The 20,667-nt window shown below is 30.8% G+C and carries 15 protein-coding genes, 1 other RNA gene and 1 pseudogene; 2 read left to right on the top strand and 15 right to left on the bottom strand.

The window, feature by feature from the left end:
* Positions 1–386 precede the first annotated feature (386 nt).
* Positions 387–1,226 carry a CvfB family protein gene (locus ACZ5N4_RS00945; protein ID WP_464206334.1) on the top strand — a complete coding sequence of 280 codons (840 nt, stop codon included), beginning with the start codon at positions 387–389 and terminating at the stop codon, positions 1,224–1,226.
* A gap of 48 nt (positions 1,227–1,274) precedes the next feature.
* On the opposite strand, the gene ACZ5N4_RS00940 is transcribed toward ACZ5N4_RS00945, so the two are convergent.
* The 13 genes from ACZ5N4_RS00940 to smpB form a co-directional block, all read right to left on the bottom strand.
* A complete protein-coding gene (locus tag ACZ5N4_RS00940) occupies positions 1,275–1,892 on the bottom strand; it encodes an acetate uptake transporter (protein WP_464206332.1) in 618 nt (205 codons plus the stop codon).
* Positions 1,893–2,012: 120 nt separating this feature from the next.
* Complete coding sequence (locus ACZ5N4_RS00935) at positions 2,013–3,857, bottom strand: PAS domain-containing sensor histidine kinase (protein WP_464206330.1); 1,845 nt, start codon at positions 3,855–3,857, stop codon at positions 2,013–2,015.
* A gap of 72 nt (positions 3,858–3,929) precedes the next feature.
* Positions 3,930–4,067 carry a cyclic lactone autoinducer peptide gene (locus ACZ5N4_RS00930; RefSeq protein WP_464206328.1) on the bottom strand — a complete coding sequence of 46 codons (138 nt, stop codon included), beginning with the start codon at positions 4,065–4,067 and terminating at the stop codon, positions 3,930–3,932.
* A 1-nt stretch (position 4,068) separates the two neighbouring features.
* Positions 4,069–4,725: an accessory gene regulator ArgB-like protein gene (locus tag ACZ5N4_RS00925; RefSeq protein WP_464206326.1), complete on the bottom strand. Its 657-nt coding sequence runs from the start codon at positions 4,723–4,725 to the stop codon at positions 4,069–4,071.
* Between the two features lie 4 nt (positions 4,726–4,729).
* Positions 4,730–5,188 (bottom strand): hypothetical protein, encoded by a 459-nt coding sequence (locus ACZ5N4_RS00920; RefSeq protein WP_464206325.1) that lies wholly within the window; start codon positions 5,186–5,188, stop codon positions 4,730–4,732.
* Positions 5,189–5,309: 121 nt separating this feature from the next.
* On the bottom strand, positions 5,310–6,152 hold the full coding sequence (locus ACZ5N4_RS00915; RefSeq protein WP_464206323.1) for a protein phosphatase 2C domain-containing protein: 843 nt from the start codon (positions 6,150–6,152) through the stop codon (positions 5,310–5,312).
* A gap of 187 nt (positions 6,153–6,339) precedes the next feature.
* Entirely contained in the window at positions 6,340–7,740 is a 1,401-nt protein-coding gene (locus tag ACZ5N4_RS00910; RefSeq protein ID WP_464206321.1) for an aminopeptidase, read from the bottom strand.
* A 73-nt stretch (positions 7,741–7,813) separates the two neighbouring features.
* Entirely contained in the window at positions 7,814–9,340 is a 1,527-nt protein-coding gene (gene yjeM, locus ACZ5N4_RS00905; protein WP_464206319.1) for a glutamate/gamma-aminobutyrate family transporter YjeM, read from the bottom strand.
* 347 nt (positions 9,341–9,687) lie between these two features.
* Complete coding sequence (locus tag ACZ5N4_RS00900) at positions 9,688–12,345, bottom strand: LuxR C-terminal-related transcriptional regulator (RefSeq protein ID WP_464206317.1); 2,658 nt, start codon at positions 12,343–12,345, stop codon at positions 9,688–9,690.
* A 23-nt stretch (positions 12,346–12,368) separates the two neighbouring features.
* The gene (pepT, locus tag ACZ5N4_RS00895; RefSeq protein ID WP_464206315.1) at positions 12,369–13,595 is read right to left on the bottom strand and encodes a peptidase T; all 1,227 of its coding nucleotides are present in this window, start codon (positions 13,593–13,595) and stop codon (positions 12,369–12,371) included.
* Positions 13,596–13,824: 229 nt separating this feature from the next.
* Entirely contained in the window at positions 13,825–15,120 is a 1,296-nt protein-coding gene (locus ACZ5N4_RS00890; protein WP_464206314.1) for an NCS2 family permease, read from the bottom strand.
* 314 nt (positions 15,121–15,434) lie between these two features.
* Positions 15,435–15,788, bottom strand: a transfer-messenger RNA (tmRNA) gene (ssrA, locus tag ACZ5N4_RS00885).
* Positions 15,789–16,076: 288 nt separating this feature from the next.
* Positions 16,077–16,550 (bottom strand): SsrA-binding protein SmpB, encoded by a 474-nt coding sequence (gene smpB, locus ACZ5N4_RS00880; RefSeq protein ID WP_464206312.1) that lies wholly within the window; start codon positions 16,548–16,550, stop codon positions 16,077–16,079.
* A gap of 171 nt (positions 16,551–16,721) precedes the next feature.
* Between smpB and ACZ5N4_RS00875 the strand changes: the two genes are divergently transcribed.
* Positions 16,722–17,504, top strand: a complete 783-nt coding sequence (locus tag ACZ5N4_RS00875) for a response regulator (protein WP_464206310.1) — start codon at positions 16,722–16,724, stop codon at positions 17,502–17,504.
* A gap of 424 nt (positions 17,505–17,928) precedes the next feature.
* Here the strand turns inward: ACZ5N4_RS00875 and rnr are convergent.
* Together rnr and secG are read right to left on the bottom strand one after the other, a co-directional pair.
* Positions 17,929–20,070: pseudogene (gene rnr / locus ACZ5N4_RS00870) on the bottom strand (ribonuclease R); the annotation flags it as partial.
* Between the two features lie 245 nt (positions 20,071–20,315).
* Positions 20,316–20,549 (bottom strand): preprotein translocase subunit SecG, encoded by a 234-nt coding sequence (gene secG, locus ACZ5N4_RS00865; protein WP_464206308.1) that lies wholly within the window; start codon positions 20,547–20,549, stop codon positions 20,316–20,318.
* Between the last annotated feature and the right edge of the window lie 118 nt (positions 20,550–20,667).

Here is a 20,667-nt window from a genome sequence, read left to right as displayed (position 1 = left end):
ATAATATACTCGTAGCATAAAAATATATAAAATTGAAGTAAAATTTGTAATATCCTCGATCATTTTATCAAATTAAGCTTATAAATTCTAATATAGAGAAATTAACTTGCGGGCATAAAAAATGAACCAATTCTGTTATAAACAGATTGGTTCATTTTTTATTAACGTTTCATAAATATTCGCCAATTACTATAAGGTATATATTTCTCTAGTTGTCATACTTTAGACATATTCTTCAGTTATAACCTTATACGAAAATTTGGCAATAAACTTGATTTTTATCTACTAATACCTTAAATTATTAATATAAATTTGATAAATTGTGTTAAAATAAGAAGTACTGAGAAAAATATTAATATAAACATAGCAAAGTGAGGTAATAACTATTGATAAACATAGGTGATTTTAATAAATTAAAAGTTGTGAGAAAAGCAGACTTTGGATACTACTTAGATGCAGGTACAGGACGTACTGGTGATGATATCTTGCTTCCAAACAAGAGTGCGCTAGGCAATGAACTTAATATAGACGACGAAGTGGAAGCTTTCATATACAGAGATTCAAAGGATAGATTAATTGCTACTTTAAAGAAGCCTTTAGCTACAGCTGGAGAGTTAGCTTATCTTAAAGTAGTTTCTACTACTAAAATAGGAAGCTTTGTAGACTTTGGCCTGGAAAGGGATATATTAGTACCATTTAAAGAGAAGCTTTATGGATTACTAAATGATAAATCTTATTTATTTTATATCTATTTAGATAAGACCGGAAGAATAGCTGCTACTACTGATATAGATAGATATTTAGAGGACACTGATAAATACAACATAGGAGATTCTGTTACTGGAACAGTTTATGGTTTCCAAACTAACAAAAGCGTTATGGTAGCTGTTGATAATATGTATAAAGGTGTTATTTTAAAAAATGAATACTATAGCGATATAAACCATGGAGATATACTTGATCTAACTGTAATCAAAATTTATGAAGATGGGAAACTAGGCCTTACTCCAAGAAAAGCTGGAAAGATTCAAAGAACTGAACTTCAAGACACTATTTTAGAATATCTAAAAGATCACGGTGGTTTTATGCCTTTTAATGATAAGAGTTCACCAGATGAAATATATGATACTTTTCATGTAAGTAAAAATAACTTTAAAAATTCCTTAGGTGGACTTATGAAAAGAAACTTAATAGTTCAAGATGAAAAAGGAACAAAACTGAAATAATTAAAATGAGCACCACATTAAGAAAAATACTCAATGTGGTGCTTTATCTTACTTTTTAAATATTCCAAAAGGTTTTCCTATTGGTAAGAACGTTCTCCCAAAGTGTGGATTTAAAACTGATGCTGCAGAACCATAAAAAGAAAAAATTGATATAAATAACTCTGAGTACGCAGCTAATTCGTGTGAAAACTCAGGCATAATTCCAAATGCGCTAAGTGATAAACCTAAAAACAAAAAGTTTATAAGGAAAAATATTATAAACAATATTTTATTTGTTTCAGCCGCTCCTATAGTCATAAATATAGTAAATATTAAATATCCTATATAAGCAAATCCTAGTTGTTTAGCATCTACTGTAGATGCTAAAGTTTGTCCAAATACTCCGCCTTTAATCATCCATGAAGTTCCTACTGCAAACCAAAAGAATGCATATGCTCCAAAGGCAGTTGTTCCAAAAACATTTTGTCTTTTTGAATCATTTAAGCAAGCAAATAGTTGTGCAAAACCACCAAGAAAAATTGCCCAAGGTAATACAAAAGAAGTTCCTTGTGTTAACCCTAACTTTTGTGATGATGCTACAAGGGTTACCATAGCTAGTCCAAATAGGCCTAATGCTGAAGGATCACAGTTTAAAATTTTAACATTTTGCGTCTGACTCGTACTCATGAGTACCTCCTCTAATAATATATTCCTCTAAGAAAATATCAAAATTTGTCGAGGATGTCAAACATATTATTTAGATTTATAATAATTAACTGGCATATACCTACAATTTCCCAGTAATCGTTATTTATATATATCAGAAAACTCGATATTAATTCTTTCAGTGTTTGTTTCGTGCGTAAAACCTTCGTCCTCATTTTCTTCTAAAACCACTGCAGGAAGCTCAATAATAAACTCACTTCCTACGCCTAATTTACTTTTAGCATGAATTTTTCCACCGTGCATTTCTACAAAGGACTTAACAAGTGACAACCCAATACCACTTCCTTCACGATTTCTACTTAATGTTTTATCCACTTGCCCGAATCTTTCAAATATCACTTGAAGCTTGTCTTCTGGTATTCCTACACCAGTATCCCTTACAGAAATAGTAACACTGCTCTCCATATCAATTATATTTACATATATTACACCTTCAGGATTAGTAAACTTAATTGCATTTGAAAGCAGATTAAGAATAATTCGTTCGATTTTATATGGATCGAAGGCCATTACCTTTTCTTCTACATTAGTGTCGAATATAAGACTTATTCCTTTATCTTCTACATAGGAAGCGACAGACAATGTTATGTCTTCTACAACACTTATAATATTATAATTTTGAGCATTAAGTTTAAGAAATCCTGAATCTGCTCTAGTCACATCCAATAGATTATTAATTAATCTCATAAGCCTATAGCAGTTTTGCCGCATAACTTCTAAATACTTATCTTGTTTATCTTTGAATCCTTCACCAGTATTATTGTATAAACTTAATACCTGTACAGCAGCAAATATAACATTTAAAGGAGTCTTCAATTCGTGAGAAATATTGGAGAAAAATTCTGTGATAAACTTATTAAATTCACGGGTTTCTTTTAATAACTCTATATTCTTTTCTACATCTTTTTGTAGTTTTTCTACTTGTTTTTCCGGTGTAATGTCACGAAATATGCTTAGTGTTGTTGGTTTACCTTCATATATAAAATAGGTAGATGTATTTTGTACAACAGCTATCTCCCCATTATTTTTTTCTATTTTATCTTCAAAAGTCAGCATAGTGGCTTTTTCATCATATACCTTTAGAAACTTTTCTTTCATGCTATCTTTTTCATCACTGGGGATAAAGTCCAAAATTGATTTTCCGATTAACTCTTCTGCATTCATAAAACCAATAAGTTTTGCCGCACCTTCATTTGAAAATATTAATTTATAATCACGATGAACAAAAATAGCATCTCTGGAATTCTGAATAAGCAGATTATAACAAGCTTCGTTTTTTAGGAGTACTCCTTCCATATATTTACGTTGTCTATCCTTTTTATTTAACTCCTTATTCAGTTCTTTAAGTTGCTCATTTTTTCTATTTATATTTTCATTTTCAATTTTCACATAGTATCCTAAGGGCCAAGCTGTCAAAATAAAAACACCTGCTAAAATTAAATCATTTTCAAAATACATGTTAATAGGACCTTTAGGACCATATATTAAATCTATCATTAATATTATTATAGATGAAACTATAGCAGTAGCCATCCCATACTTCATACCTAATTGCAAAGTTGATGTAATAATTATAAATAAGAATAAAAATTTATACTGGCTTAAATAAGCGTCTGATTTAACAATAAGAATCGAGAATATTAGGATAAATATAAAGTTTTCGACAATTTCGATTTCTTTACTGTATTTAGACAAAGCTTTATTTGTTGAAAGAAATGCCCATATCCAATAAATAACCATTATTACTCCTGTTATTACGCCAAATACAACTATGCTAAAATTATCAGCCATGGTACTCGTAATTACTTGATCCTTCACCAAGATTCTATTATAAACAATTATTGCACAAAAAAGTAATGACGCTAACTTTACAACAGATATAATATCATTTATATTTTTCTCTCTACTATGTTCAAAGTTATCCATAATTCTCACACCCACATATTTTTATTATTAATAATATAAGGACCGAAAATACGATCCTTATATTATACAGTATTATTCTTCTCTAAGACATTTTGGCTCTTTAGGTTGATATGATGCTATAAAGCATGCTGATGCTGATGTTGAAAGAGCAAAAAGTGTAAGTACACTAGCTCCTAACCCCATGATAATTCTCATAAATTTCTTTTTCATTTTAGTTCCTCCCTTTTTTAAATTTTAAAAAGTTATCTATTTTGTTAAAAATTTGATGTCCTATAGATGTAAGTGTTAAGACCTGCCATAGAATGGCTATGCATATTGATTCTGCACTTTCTAATGAAAAGCTATTGTTATATTTAAAATGAACAAATAATAATATAACCATGATTATAAGCAGTACATTAAGGATTAAAATAGATTGTCTTTTTAAACGTTGTCTTGTTTCAACTTTTCTTATTGGTTTAGCGGAACTATCTACAGGAGCAAGCTTATTAACAATGAAGTATGAACCCATTAAACATATGGCTCCTATAACAATTAATATTTTAATATCGAATAGCGGTAATATTTTATTAACGATTAATGCTAAAGTTGTACAGACAACTCCTCCAATTATTGCACAACTATTTGGAGAACTAAAATGAGCTCCCCCTGAATATTTTCTTAGCAATGCAATAGCAAAGGTAATAATTAGAGCATCTGTTAATACATTAAAGATTGTTCCAAATAATACAACCCAAAAAATAGCCCATAAAACCTGCATCAAACAAAATGCTCCATAGGCAATAATCTCTTCTTGATCCTTGTCTAATTTTAATGAAGAAGCAACTTTGTATCCTACTTTATTTGAAATTCTTTCAATTAAAAACATTCCTCTAATCATCTTCCTTCTTTCTGTATTTTAATATATATAATAATAAAATAATACTTCCAAATAACATTAGTGAAGGAGTAAAATATAGTATTTTTATTAAGGGTTTGTCTACTATTATTTGCATATCAACTTTTAGCCAATTTAAAACAAATACATTTAAAGATTCACACATCGATAATAGTATTGAAGAGATCATTATAGATGATATTGCTTTTATAATAGGTATTTTATTTATTGATGCAGTTATAAGGATATAAACTGCAGAAGTAATAATAATGTTAACACCAATATTAATAGGTAATAGTCTTATTAAGTATATACTTACAGCAGAAAGAACACTTGATATAAAATATTTCTTTTTTTCAATACTTAGATGCGCGAAAATATAGCTTGTCCATATAAATAGAAATGATTCAGGAATAGCTCTAAATAATAGCTCGACTATAGTTATCTTTAGCATAAAGTAATATACCTTCCTAAATTTCAATTTTATTATAATTATACCACTATTTTCTCACAAGGAAAACAACTATAATACAAAATAAGAATGATTTCTACAAAAATAGAAATCATCCTTATTATTAGTAAAAAATAATTGCCGATGAATCGTCACCTACTTTTAATCTAGGATATTTTTTCATATCAATATCTTCATTTTCAATTTTTCTTATAATTTCATATACTCTGTTTAAGCCTAATTCTTCTACTGCTCGGATAATTCTTGAATATTCGATATGTTTGTAGACATCCGCAATCGCTGCAAAGCCATCAGACATTAATAGAATCTTTTTATATTGTTCAAATTCCAACTCCCCTATGATAGCATTATCAATAGCTTCCCTATTAAACTCTAAAACCCAATAACCTTCAGGAGTATTTTTTAATAATCTATGTTTAATTAATAAATTATTCACTCTATTTCTGGCTTCACTAAAATCTAAACCTTCCTCTTCTATATATCTTTTTAACTCTTCTATTGCAATACCATCAAGTTTTTCTACACTTTTATCTTTTATCTTAATATGCTCACCATCAACATTTTCAGCTATTAGTGTACAATCTCCAAGTAAAAAATATTCAATTTTATTGTTATTAATTCGTATAAGAGCAATAGATGCAGAGGGTATGTTAAGTTTGTCTATTGAATTCGTCTTATCTAGTTTATAGAACTCCCTTTCAACAAATTCCATACCATTATTTATTATTTGTTTTAGATTCAAAGAAATATTATCTATATTCTTCTTAAGGTACTCATCCCAGGCTTTAACAAACCAAGCTGCGTCACTAGAACAACCTGTAGCGTTCTTTTTAGCAAGTCCAGTTGCTCCATCAATTACCCATCCATAGGTGCTAGAAGCAAAAACTATATCTTCGTTATTTTTATTGCTGGCAAAGGATATAGAGTTATAGTTTGTAAAGTGCATAAAAACATCTCCAATCTATAGCTAAATATAATACCTGTAATTTAATCTATTATAACAAATTTTCTGTAACATTTCTTATTAAGTTTTAGTAAATAAAAATAAAAGACGTGGTGCTCCAATTTTTAAAATTGATACACCACGTTTTTATTTTAAATATACTTATACAAATGCGTTATTTAGCTACCTACTACACTTCTTTTAAGAAAGCCTCATATCCTTTTGCAGCCTCATATATATCTGCTTTACTTGCAATTTCCCAAGGAGCATGCATATTGTGAAGAGCAACACCACAATCTATAACATTCATTCCGTACTCAGCTAATATATAAGCTATAGTACCACCGCCTCCCTGATCAACCTTTCCAAGCTCTGAAGTCTGCCATGTTACATTGTGCTTATCTAAGATAGCTCTTATTTCTGCTATATACTCTGGGTTAGCATCATTTGAACCTGCCTTGCCTCTTGATCCTGTGTACTTATTGAATACTATACCTTTTCCCAAATATGCAGTATTCTTTTTCTCCATAACAGATGGGAAATTCGGATCATAAGCAGCAGTTACATCTGATGAAAGCATTTTAGAATCTCTTAATGTTCTTCTTAGCTTTATGTCGCTATATTCTCCACATAACTCCATAATTTCAGCTACTGTATTTTCGAAGAATCTTGAATGCATACCTGTAGCTCCAACACTTCCTATTTCTTCTTTGTCAACTAACAAAGTTACACAAGTTTTTTCTGGATTTTCCATTTTTAACATAGCTTCAAAAGAAGTATAAGAACATATTCTATCATCATGTCCATATGCCATAACCATGCTCTTATCTAGTCCAAAGTCTCTTGCTTTTCCTGCTGGAACTACTTCAAGCTCAGCAGATACAAAATCTTCTTCTGTTATGTCATATTTTTCATTTAACAATCTTAATATGTTTTGCTTAACTCTATCCTTTGCATTCTTATCACTAATTGGCATACTTCCAACTAATACATTTAAGTCTTCACCTTCAATTACCTTGTTGGCCTTTTTATCCATCTGATCTGCTGCTAAATGTATTAATAAATCAGATACTCCCACAACAGGATCCTTTTCATCTTCTCCAATAACAATATTTACTTTTGTGCCATCTTTTCTAACAACAACTCCATGTATAGCAAGAGGAAGAGTCACCCATTGGTATTTTTTTATGCCTCCATAATAATGGGTTTCAAATAAAGCCAAATCAGTATCTTCATACAATGGATTTTGTTTTAAATCCATCCTTGGTGAGTCCACATGCGCTCCTAATATTCTCATTCCTTGGCTGAAAGCATTTGTTCCAATGGTAAACATAGCTAAGGCTTTATCCATGTTGTTAGCATAAACTTTATCGCCAGCTTTTAATGAGCCCTTTTGCTTTATGACATCTTCTAAATTCTTAAATCCAGCCTTTTCTGCTCTGGCTATAAATTCATGTACGCACTCTCTTTCAGTTTTGCACTTTGACATAAATTCTTTGTATCCTTCAGATAGGTCAAATAAACTTTTTAACTCATCATCAGAATACTTATCCCAAGCATATTCATATTTTTTTGTTAACTCTTTGCTCATATAAATTACCCCCTAAAATAATATTTTTTAAAAATAAAGGGAGTAAAAACTCCCTCTATACTTTAAATTATGATTATATTGCACTATCTATATCTTTATTTTGTCCAATATTTTTCTTTTGATAACTGCTATACATTATCCATGCAACTAATGAGAAGAATACTGGTCCAGCTATACTCCAAACCGTGATTTCTATATTGCCACTTATAGCTGGTTCTATTATTGAGAATATGTTAGCAAAGCCTACTGTTAATATAACTACCAAAGTCCATAAATTAGCACTTCCTTGAGTTTTAAATACTTCAAATGGCTTTTTGATTTCTGACTTTCTCTTAAATGCTGGGAAAGCACCAGCTAAGAACATGTATGGTAGAGTCATCGCTACGTTAGTCATAGCAACAAGTATGTCAAAGAATTTAGACATTGAGTCTCCACCGAAAGCTACTAGGAATATCATTGCACAAACTATAATTGCTTGAATCCACATAGCATTTATTGGCATTCCATCTTTAAGTTCTCCCATTTTTCCAGGCCATAATTTAGCTGGAGTTCCTTCAATTAATTGTTTTAATGGAGAGAACATTAGTGTAAAGAATGCACCGGATAACGCTAAGAACATTGAAAGTCCAACGAATCTAGCAACGCCATGAGCCATCATAGTAGCAGTAGCTTGGCTTGCTCCAAAAGCAGTACCAAGTGCGTATCCTAGGTTAGCCATAACAACATAACTTGCGTTTCCTAAGTGAACGCCTTCTGTGTTCATAACGCTTGACCAGTTAGTGAATATACCAACTAAGAATATACCTGCTGAATATCCTATTGTTATTACCGCTGCTGATATAATAACACCCTTAGGGAATGTTTTTTCTGCATTTTCAGTTTGGTCAACAAGACCTCCAACAACTTCTATACCGCCATATGCAAATATTGCATAAACTACGAATGCTAATGAAACTATTGTATTTCCAACAAATTTAGGATTTGGTGACTGTGTAAAGGATTTTAATCCTTCGATTGGTTGTGCTAATTGTCCATGATTTCCTATAAGTACTGCTATAGCACCAATCCAAACAATTATATTTAGTGCTGCAACTGCAGTACCACCTAATGATGTTACTTTTTTGATTTTATCTAAACCTTTACTTGATACATATGTTACAAATATTATCCATAGTATTCCTAATATTCCTAGAGTCTTTGGTCCAGATAGTCCAAGTAAATGCCAGTTCTTTGTTGTATCTTGTCCAAATATAGCATTTGAAACTGGAACCCATAAACCTGATGCAACGTTTACCATCCAAATTACATAAGAAGCATACCACATGAATGTTCCCATGAATGCAAATTTAGGTCCTATAGACTTTTCCATCCATGAGTAGATTCCACCCTTTTCATCTTTGAATGCTGCACCAAACTCAGCCATCATTAATGCAAAAGGAATAAAGAATGCTATTCCTGATAAGATATACCATGGAATTGCAGCATATCCCATTTTATAAAAGGATCTTGGGATATTATTAAATCCGTAAACAGAAGTGAAAATCATTAATACTAATGATATCAACGTTAACTTTTTAGTTGAACTTGCATTTGAAGCCATATTTTATCCTCCTTGGTTATTGCAATTTCTTTTTAATTTTTAGTAAGATTTTATTATGCCTGTTGTTTATTGTTAAATATTGGTTTGCAAAGCTCTGCAGAACTTTTTTAAGTTATGTTAATTTATTGTCAATGTATTATATACTATAACATTTTTTTTAATTATCTAAATCATCTCAAAGTATGAATCAATAGGTTGAAATACATATTATACGAACTCATACTTTTAGCTGACTACAAATATTAATGTCGAAAAATGCTGAATTTACAAAACACACTATAGGAGTTAATTGACCGAAAGTTGACTTTCTAGTTATTTCCTATAGTGTGTTTAATTAGAAGTGTGTTCTAAATGATTCCTATTTCTTTAGCTTTTGCTACGGCTTGTATTCTGTTGCGAACACCTAATTTACTGAATATATTCAGTATATGACTTTTGGCTGTACTTTCTGAGATAAATAATTTTTGAGCTATTTCTGAGTTTTTTGCACCATTTTCTATAAGCATTAGAACTTCTTTTTCTCTCTTACTTATTAGTTCATTATTTTCTTTAGTTGAATACAGAGCCAATATCTTATTTAGGTATTCTCCCATCTTATGATAGTCTTTGTTAAATTTCATAGCTTTTATAGTTTTCAATAATATTTTACTTATTTTTAAATGCTTAAATAGAAATACTCTAACAAATCCATTCTCATATCCAATGTTTAAAGCTTCTCTTAAATCCTTTGTGGCATTTTCATATTGATCTTTCTGACAAAAGATTTCTGTTCTATAAATATGGGCTCTTATGCTTAAATATTTGTTATCTTGTTCGTTATCGGAATTTAAAACCTTATTTAATAGCATTAATGCATCATCATGTTTACCCTTAAATATAAGCATCTTTGCAAAGACAACGATTTCCTCTGTAAATCTAAAGTCCATTATTGTAACACGCTTTTCTACAAGATTGATCTTGTCGTATTCCATGAATCTTTCCATTTTGAATATCTCAAAATAATCCTTTAACTTATGAAAGTGATACCTATCTAGCAGTTTATTATCGCTATATTTTTGTGACAATTCCTCTATTTTTTCATTAATTTTATCTATTTCGCCTTTACTGCCTTTTTGCATAAGTATTCCTTGATAAACATAGTGCCCTAAACATAATGTGTAATAGTGAGTATAGAAATCCCCTTGTTTCTCCGCAAATTTTATACCTTTTAGTACATATTCTTCTGCCTTAATAATTTCATTCTTTTCATAATACACTAATGCTAATATTATATAAAAAATTGCCATCAACGAAGGTTCTTTCAGCTCGTCACTTACATTATTACTTAAACATTCATTACATATATTTTCACATTCAATCAATTGACCTCTTAAGAATTTTGTAAAAATTATCGCTCTATTTATTACTAAATTCAGGCTAGTATCTTGATAAGATTGACTCAGAAGCGCTGCTTGATCAAAGCTTTTTCTCTCAGAAACAAAATCCTTTGAATAAAAGTACGCTATTCCTAGCTTTAAGTTTATTATTGCGCTCCAGAATACGTCATTTTTCAAATAGCCTAGTGCATCTTCATAATATTTTATACTTTTTTTATATTCTGATCTTATGAGACTTTTGTCTCCCTTAACAATAGATAATGTTCCTAAGCACTCATTCCTATATTCTCCATCCACATAGCTTTCGATTATCTTTTCAGTAAGCTCTAAGTATTTATTATAATTAGTATCATCGTATATATGTATATACATATAAGTTATACAAAGTCTTGGATTTTTTATGATAATATCTTGCGGCATATTTTCTAACCAATACATTACATAAAAATAATCATTGCTTAAAATCTTTTTTATACATTCTTCTTCTACTAGCTTTTCTACCTGTTGAAAATTTTCTACTCTTACATACTGATTGATAGCATTATTTATGAGTCCATTTCCCTCATACCACTCAGCAGCTCTGTTACTAGCCTCATAAATTTTATCTTTATTTAATCCACTTACCTTATTAATTAAAAACTCTTTAAAAAGCCTATAATACCTAAAGGATTTCCCGTCACAATCTAATTTTTCAATAAATAAATTTTCCTCATATATTTTCTCAAGAATTTGTTGACTATTTTTTTGACAGTTAACTGCATTACATAAATCTGCTGTTAGCTCATCTAAAATACATGTATTTAATAGAAATTCTATCGTTTCCTCTGATTGATTATTAAAAACTTCTTCACAAAAATAATCCTGTACATATTTATTACTTCCACAAAAGCTTTCAGCCAGTTCCATCATGTCCTTTTTTTCCTGCATAGATAATACAGCAATCTGTAGCCCCGCTATCCAACCTTCTGTGCGTTCATTTAACGTCTTTACACCTTCCTCTGGTATTTGTACTCCCATATTACTTAAAAACTCCGAAGTTTCATCTAAAGAAAAACTCAATTCGTTTCTATCTATTTCAGTTACTTCCCCATCTAATCTTAATTTTGAGATATTTATATTCGGCTTTGTTCTGCTGGTTATTATAAGATGAATATTATCAGAAATACTATCGATGAAATGCTTAATCCCTAAAAGAATATCTTTGTTTTTTATACAATGAAAATCATCCATTACAAATATTAAATCCTTGTTTATCAATGAAATACTATTTAACAGTGCTTCTATTATTGATTCAATTGAGACATCTTGATCATCAAAGTTTATTGCATCACATTTAATACCATTATTCTTTAATTCCTCAATTACTGCAACAAAACAGCTCCAAAATACCTCTGGGTTGTCATCTCTTTCATCTAAGGAAACCCATATTGTATTGTCAGATAAGTTTCTCAAACTTATCCAGGAAATAACGGAAGTAGTTTTTCCACTTCCTGCTGGAGCTGATATAATAGTAAGCTTTGTATTTAAAGCTTTATCTAACTTATTTAACAATTTATCTCTGTAAATGATTTTACATTTCTTTTTTGGGATCATAAATTTAGCCTTAATATGCTTATAGTTTAATATCATTTTTCACATCTCCCAAACATTTTTTATATTTCCGCAAATAGTTCAACTATTTTAAGTATTACCTCTACGGCCTTTTCCATGGCATATGTCGGGATATACTCATATTTGCTATGTATATTATGTCCACCTGAAAATATATTTGGTGTAGGAAGTCCCATGTGAGAGAGTTTACCGCCATCCGTTCCTCCTCTTATTGGTCGAACATCCGGAAACACATTTACTTCTTTCATAGCCTCAATAGCTATATCAACAATATACTTTACAGCTTCTATTTTTTCTTTCATGTTTTTATACTGCTCGGTAATCTCAATTACAGCCGTTCCTTCACCATACTTTTTATTTACATTTTGAACTAGATCAATAATGAACTGCTTTCTTCTCTCGAAATTTTTTGAATCAAAGTCCCTTATAAAATACTGAATCTTTGTTTCTTCTACTCTACCACTAATTGATCCTATATGATAAAATCCATCATATTCTTCTGTATTTTCTGGAGTTTCTTCTTTTGGAAACATACTCATTAACTCTGATGCAATACTTATAGAATTTATCATTCTTCCTTTGGCTTTTCCTGTATGATAACTTATTCCGTTTATAGTTATTTTTATGCTAGCTGCATTAAAATTCTCATATTCTAATCCGCCAATAGATTCTCCATCAAGGGTATAAGCCAAATCAGCATTAAATTTTTCAACATCAAAGTACTCTGCTATTTTTCCAACCTCTTCATCAACGGTAAAGGCAACTTTGATAGTTCCATGTTTAACCTGTGGATTCTGTATTAAAAATTCCATAGCAGTCATAATTTCAGCGATTCCTGCTTTGTTGTCTGCACCAAGAAGTGTTGTACCGTCTGTTGTAATTAATGTCTTACCAATGTAATTTTTTAATTCCGGGAACTCTTTAGGAGAGAGGATTACATTTTGCTCCTCATTTAGTATTATATCTTCACCACTGTAATTTTCTACAAACTTAGGATTTACATTTGCTCCTGAAACTTCTGGACTAGTATCCATATGTGCAATAAATCCTACTATGGGAATGTCTTTGTCAATATTGGCTGGTAATGTTGCCATTATATAGCCATTCTTGTCTAAACAAACATCTTCCATTCCAATCTGTTCTAACTCTTTTACTAAGTCTTTGGCTAGTTCTAATTGTCCTGGAGTAGTAGGAATTGTTGCGGAATTTTCATCAGATCTAGTGTCATATTTTACATATTTAATAAATCTTTCTACGACTTTAGACATTGGTGTCTCTCCTTCAAAATTTAATCTTTTTATAGGCTATATATTAATTTTATCCTATAACCAATGCCTTGTATAGGTAATTATAAGATTTGCAATCAGCCTAAAGTATGATTTCATAGGTGGATTAATTATTAATTGTCTAATTCTCTCTATATAAAAAGCCCTCTTAAAATATCCCGCTAATTATGCGTATACTTTAAGAAGGCTTTAAACATTTAACTTTTTTATCTTAGCGTTGTAAAATAAAGTTCATTAAAAATAGGCTGGCAATTATATAAAGTGGTACTGATACATTCTTTGCCTTACCTAATACTAACTTTAAAATAGGATATGCAATGAAACCAAAAGCTATTCCATCGGAAATGCTGTAAGTGAATGGTATCATTACTATTATTAAGAAAGCAGGAATTCCCTCTGATAAATCAGAAAAATCAATGTTCTTTACATTTTGAAGCATTAAAGCTCCTATAGTAACCAATACTGGCGCTATAGCACTTCCTGGAATAATTTTAATTACAGGAAGAAAGAACATTGCCATCAAAAATAAACAACCAGCTGTAATGGATGTTATTCCAGTTTTGCCACCGGCAGCAATTCCTGCTGCACTTTCAACCGCTGGGACAGTTGGGCTAGTCCCAAGAAATCCACATGATATAGTTGATATTGATACAGCTTGCATTGAACGCTTATACTTTTGGGGTTGCGTTAGCAATGTAAGTTGTCCATGAACTAATCCTATACTCTCAAATACTAAAACCATAGTTAAAGAGAATACTGACATCCAGAATTTATAGGAGCCAATACTAGCAAATGACATGGATGCAAACACTTTACTGTAACTACTTACATTAAAATGTGTGCCACTAAAATCCTTTAACTGCACAACACCTAATATTACTGCCACAACTGTACCTATCAATATACTTATTAAAAAGTTTGCTGGTACATTTCTTATAAATAAGATTATTGTGATAACTAGTGTAATAATAGTTGCAAGCACATACGGATTTCCTAAATGTCCAAGCGCAAGTATAGAATTGCTACCTCTTATAACTAGTCCGCCCTTTTCCAATCCAATCAAAGTTAAAAATAACCCTAATCCAACAGTAATGGCTTCCTTTAAAGAATGTGGAATAGAATCTGCTATAATTTCTACAAGTGGTGTACATGCAATCAGTGTAAATAATACTCCTGAAACAAATACAACCGCTAAAGCCTCACTAGCACTGAGCCCAATAGACTTAACAATTGTATAAGAAAATAAAGCATTAATTCCCATACCAGGAACTAGAACAATAGGTGCATTAGCCCAAAAACCCATTACCATACATCCCAAAAATGATGCTGCAATTGTTGCAACCATACCGGCTTCAACAGGTATTCCTGCTTCTGATAAAATTGACGAGTTAACTGCAATGATGTAGATTACTGTAAAAAAAGAAATAATTCCTGCCATGAGTTCTTTCTTTATAGAAACATCACTTTCATTTAACTCAAATCGTCTTTTTATCTTTTCATGTAGCATATTTAGTTTTCCTCTTTATGTTGTCGCCCTCTCCCTACCCGTTCGTTAATATCTTCAGATATTAACAAACCACTTACATTGATATTATACATGGTTATAAAAAAATAACAATAGTTTTCTTTAGTTTTGAAAAACTTACCTCTGAATTATTTGATTTTAATTACTTAAAAATCCACAGGGTGTGCATTTATTCCATTTCAATCCATACCTTCATGTCTCCCAGCTCTATTTTCGCCCTGCATTTTCACTCAAAAAACACTGAAAGCCCTTGAAATCAAGGGCTTTCTATATGTATCAAAATTATAGTTCTTATTTGGTGGAGGCGGTGGGTGTCGAACCCACGTCCGAAAGCAGTAATACCTAGGCATCTCCGAGTGCAGTCCTTAGTTTAAACTTCCCTTCACCAGACGCCTAAGGACAGGCTGCTGGCTTCAGTAGCTTCATAATTTCCGTTCTCTACTCAAAGCTTTGTAGAGCTCGGTACCCCGCTATCGACGCCCTATCCTAAGCCGCGGGACTCAAAGGTAGGACGTAGCAGACTAAGCTGCTAATGCAAAATTATCGTTTGCGTTTATCTTTAATCCCGTAGTTTTTTAACGCGGGCCCACAGGCTCCCTCGACTCGCTTCCTAAATACAACGCACCCCCGTCGAAACCAAGTACGCCCCCATATTTTATAGTTAGGAGTTAAGAATTAAGAGTTAGATTAATAATATACATCTAACTTACAGAATCTAAATATCTTAACTGTATATATTTTTACGCAAACTTAAACTCATATTAAGTTTTCAATGATTCATCAGTATCATTACCTGATGATTACATATTACATCAAATTTAATTATTAATCAATAGTAAATGTTACATAATTAAACCCTATTTGTAAGTCATAGAAATTAATTTAGATTACTATTAATCATATATATTCTTTAATAAAACTAATATGTCTAATGAATTTTAATATCTTGATTTTTCTTTCATCTGCCTATCTATATCTCTCTTAGCTGCTTTTTCAAGCATAGCATCTCTTTTGTCATAATTCTTCTTACCTCTAGCTACTGCTAAGTTAACTTTTACTCTTCCACTCTTAAGATATAAGGATAGTGGAATTAGTGTATAACCTTTTTGAGTAGTAAATCCTAAAAGTCTAGCAATCTCGCTTTTATGAAGGAGTAGTTTTCTGTCCCTAAGGGGGTCCCTATTATATATGTTTCCCTTCTCATATGGGCTTATGTGCATATTGCAAACATACACTTCTCCATTCCTTATTTCAGCATAGCTATCTTTTAAATTTGCTTTACCTAATCTTATAGATTTTACTTCTGTTCCAACAAGCTCAATACCTGTTTCCATACTTTCTTCAATAAAATAATCGTGCCTTGCTTTTCTGTTTTCAGCTAGAGTTTTATTGTTTGATGTACTTTTAGCCATAAAAACACCTACTTTAGATTTTATTCGTAGTACTAAATTATATAATATAAGTAAGTTTATGTCAAGCCTCTGTTATTATGAAGTTCAGTTCGTTAAAAACTTATTTCCATTACTTAGCAACTCTATGATATAATCTTAACACATAAACAAAATAGGGGGTGGGAGATAATTATGTATACTATACTACATATGGAACAAAGTGATTTTATTAAGAAAATAGTTCGAAATACATTACTGGAAAATGGGTTTAACTACATTTCCGTATGTACAGCTGAGGAAGTTTATAAAACACTTCATGATTCTAATCAAAAGATAGATCTAATAATAACATCTTTGCTTATACCTGATGATACTATTGAAAACTTTATGAGAACCATTGACACTGGTACTAAAAGCCATATACCTGTGTTTGTCGTAACTGGTAGTGATGTAGAAGAAACTAAAAAAAGAGTTTTAAATCTAGGTGTTTCAGATTATATAACTAAAGATTGTCTATCGGATGAACTACTAAAACATATTCAATTTATGCTCGCAGAAGACAAGTTAATACAAAGCTTAAGAGAAGCCAGTATAGCTATAGTAGATGATAATAAATTTGATCTTACTGTAGTAAAAGACATTTTATCTAAATATGCTATAACAAATATAGATTTTTATTCTTCTGGGAAAAGTTTAATGGAGAGTAATAAAAAATATGACTTATATCTTATAGATATAGTCCTTGAAAAAGAATTCGGTAGAAATATTATTTTAAAAATAAGAAGAGATAATATTGATTCTTCCATAATAGTGCTTTCTTCACTTACTAATAACAAAATTTTATCTAATATGCTTAACGCAGGTGCAAATGATTATATTAACAAACCTATTGATACTGATATATTTATAGCAAAGCTTAAATCCAATATAAGAACTTATGCTCTTATCAAAAAATTAAAAACCAATAACAACTAGTAAATACATAGTAATTAAATAGGCTTATCTTAGCAACCGAGATTCATAAAATATATATTAAGTTTTTTAGAAACTTATATAAAAAAGGTTTAATACTGAATTCAATTTTTTCAGTATTAAACCTTTTATTATTGCATTTAATTAAAAGAACACTTCACAAAAAGCTATTTTAACCCATCTATAGTCCTTATCTTAATTTTCTTTGAAATTCTTCTGTCAATACTACCGCTGATTCTCCTTCATTATTTAAATCCTTATTTCCTATTCCATCTGTTGTGTATTCATCTGCACCTATAGGTGACATTGATGCCTGTTTTAATGTATTTTCTTCTTTATCTTTATCAGCTGCTGTTTGATCAACGTGATAGTTGTTCATTTTGACATTTTCACTGTTTAAGTCGCTATTTCCTATTCCATCTGTTGTGTACTCATCTTTTGCTATATCTTCTTCCTCTCCTTTAACGATTTCAAAGTATATTTCATGAGCAAACATATCTACTCTTGCTACTCTTATTTTCACTTCATCGCCAAGTTTATATATTTTCTTAGTTCTTTCTCCAATTAAGCTTAAGTGCCTCTCATCATATATATAGTAATCGTCATCTAAAGTGCTAAGATGTACAAGACCTTCTATAGTATTTGGAAGTTCAACAAACATTCCGAAGTTTGTTACCGAAGATACTATACCTTCGTATTCCTCACCTATTCTTTCACTCATATACTCAGCCTTTTTCAGATCATCTACTTCTCTTTCTGCATCTTGAGCTGTTCTTTCTGTTTCTGAAGATTGCTTTGACGCATACTCTACTTCTGCAAGTAATCTCTTAGATCTCTTTTCATCTATTTGGCCGTTTATAAATTCCTTTATTATTCTATGAATTATAAGGTCAGGATATCTTCTTATCGGTGATGTAAAATGACAATAATATTTAGCCGCAAGACCAAAGTGACCTACACAATCTGGTGAATATCTTGCTTGCTTCATGGAACGAAGCAATAAAGTACTTACTACTGTTTCTTCCTTTTTACCTTTTACTTTTTCTATTATACTCTGTAGTGTTTTAGGACGTACTTCTTCACCAAATCTAACAGCATATCCTAAATTGTGTATAAACTCACTAAAATGAGCAAGCTTTTCTTCATCTGGATCCTCGTGAATTCTGTATACAAAAGGCATGTTAACCCAAAACATATGCTCTGCTATAGTTTCATTACATACAAGCATAAATTCCTCAATTATTCTATTTGCTATGGCTCTTTCATATGGCTTAATATCTACTGGCTTACCCATTTCGTCTAAAATTATTTTACATTCTTCAAAATCAAAATCTATAGCTCCACGGCCTAGTCTCTTTTTATTTAAAACACCACATAATTCTTCCATAAGTTTAAAAGTATCTACTAAATAATCATATCTTTTCATAAGTTCAGGATCTTGATCTGTAAGTATATTTGTTACATTGGTATATGTCATTCTTTCACAAGTTTTTATTACACTTTCTACAATTTCATGATCAACAACTTTGCCGGTTTGGTCTATTTCCATAAAACAACTTAAAGTAAGTCTATCAACTCTAGGGTTAAGACTGCATATACCATTTGATAGCTTTCTAGGAAGCATAGGTATTACTCTATCTATTAAATAAACTGAAGTTCCTCTATTTAAAGCCTCTTTATCTAAAGGATTCTTTTCTTTTACATAATTAGATACATCCGCTATATGAACTCCGAGATAGTAATTACCGTTAGGCAGTTTTTCAATGGATATCGCATCATCTAAATCTTTTGCATCCTCACCATCTATAGTTACAATCGTTAAGTCTCTCAAATCTTTTCTTTTTTTGTATTCTTCTTCTGGTATTTCATCTGGTATTCCATCTGCATATGCCTCTACCTTTGGAGGGAATTCCTCTGGTAAACCATATTTTTTAATTATGGTTAATATATCAATTCCTTTATCACCTTTTTTACCTAGTATCTCCTTAACTTTTCCTTCTGGATTTCTCCTCTTATCTGGCCATGTAGTTATTTCTACAATTACTACATCTCCAGTTTTTGCTCCATTTTTACATTCTTTAGGTATAAATATATCTTGGTATATTCTTTTTTCCTCAGGAACAACAAATCCAAAGTTTTTGCTATCTTCAAAAATTCCTATTGCAGTCTTATGTGCTCGTTCAAGAATTCTTATTATTTCCCCTTCGCATTTTTTTCCTTTATTCTCTTCTCTGGTTATCTTTACAACAACTTTATCTCCATGCATAGCACCATTCATATATGATGATGGTACAAACACATCTGGCCTTTCCTCTTCCGCTATTACAAAACCAAAGCCTTTTTGATGACCTTGAAGACGGCCAACTACTAATCCCATTCTATCTGGTACTCCATAGTGCTCAGTACGAGTTTTTACTATTTGCCCGTCCTTTTCCATACCATTTAATATTTTTTCAAAATCTTTTCTTTCTGATTTCTTTATATCAAAGACCCTTTCTAACTCAATTATATCCATAGGCTTATACGCTTGTTCTCTCATAAAGCTCAAAAGCACTTCTCTTATATTCATATTTCTCACCCCGTACATTTTATATTTTAATAAAGGTAGGTCTATATTATCTAGAACTAATCATTATTATCTTTATAATAATCAAAGAAAAATATTCAACAATATTTACATTAATATTAAATTTTAGAAGTAATGCTGAATTTTTATTCTTATATTATAGTAAATTTATCCAACAGTCAATTGATTTAAGGAAAAATAAATAGAGCGGTCTTAAAACTCCGCTCTACATATGTAAATCTAAAATATTACTTTATTATATTTTGTAATATACATAATACTGCAAATATTATTGAACATACAACTGTAATTCTTGATAGTCTTGCTTCAGATGTTCTTGACTTGTTTTTAGAATAAAATGACTCTCCAGTTCCGCCACTTACTAATCCGCTTAATCCATTAGTCTTACTTGGCTGCATTAATACAACTGTTATTAGTATTACTGCCACTATAGCCTGGATAACTGTTAAAGCAATACGCATGTTTCTCCACCTCCTGGTATTATAACACATCTTACATTTTAACATATAAATATAGCTATTACAATAATATAATACTAGAGATTTAGCATCTAAATTTCAGTAAAAGGTAAAATAATAA

The sequence above is a fragment of the Clostridium nitrophenolicum genome (assembly GCF_055391695.1).
This window is presented reverse-complemented; position numbering and strand designations above follow the sequence as displayed.

Excerpts from the sequence above, each read along its gene's own strand:
- ACZ5N4_RS00940 (WP_464206332.1), bottom strand. The coding sequence starts at position 1,892 with ATGAGTACGAGTCAGACGCAAAATGTTAAAATTTTAAACTGTGATCCT.
- ACZ5N4_RS00935 (WP_464206330.1), bottom strand. The coding sequence starts at position 3,857 with ATGGATAACTTTGAACATAGTAGAGAGAAAAATATAAATGATATTATA.
- ACZ5N4_RS00930 (WP_464206328.1), bottom strand. The coding sequence starts at position 4,067 with ATGAAAAAGAAATTTATGAGAATTATCATGGGGTTAGGAGCTAGTGTA.
- ACZ5N4_RS00925 (WP_464206326.1), bottom strand. The coding sequence starts at position 4,725 with ATGTTTTTAATTGAAAGAATTTCAAATAAAGTAGGATACAAAGTTGCT.
- ACZ5N4_RS00920 (WP_464206325.1), bottom strand. The coding sequence starts at position 5,188 with ATGCTAAAGATAACTATAGTCGAGCTATTATTTAGAGCTATTCCTGAA.
- ACZ5N4_RS00915 (WP_464206323.1), bottom strand. The coding sequence starts at position 6,152 with ATGCACTTTACAAACTATAACTCTATATCCTTTGCCAGCAATAAAAAT.
- ACZ5N4_RS00910 (WP_464206321.1), bottom strand. The coding sequence starts at position 7,740 with ATGAGCAAAGAGTTAACAAAAAAATATGAATATGCTTGGGATAAGTAT.
- yjeM (WP_464206319.1), bottom strand. The coding sequence starts at position 9,340 with ATGGCTTCAAATGCAAGTTCAACTAAAAAGTTAACGTTGATATCATTA.
- ACZ5N4_RS00900 (WP_464206317.1), bottom strand. The coding sequence starts at position 12,345 with ATGATATTAAACTATAAGCATATTAAGGCTAAATTTATGATCCCAAAA.
- pepT (WP_464206315.1), bottom strand. The coding sequence starts at position 13,595 with ATGTCTAAAGTCGTAGAAAGATTTATTAAATATGTAAAATATGACACT.
- ACZ5N4_RS00890 (WP_464206314.1), bottom strand. The coding sequence starts at position 15,120 with ATGCTACATGAAAAGATAAAAAGACGATTTGAGTTAAATGAAAGTGAT.
- smpB (WP_464206312.1), bottom strand. The coding sequence starts at position 16,550 with ATGGCTAAAAGTACATCAAACAATAAAACTCTAGCTGAAAACAGAAAA.
- ACZ5N4_RS00875 (WP_464206310.1), top strand. The coding sequence starts at position 16,722 with ATGTATACTATACTACATATGGAACAAAGTGATTTTATTAAGAAAATA.
- secG (WP_464206308.1), bottom strand. The coding sequence starts at position 20,549 with ATGCGTATTGCTTTAACAGTTATCCAGGCTATAGTGGCAGTAATACTA.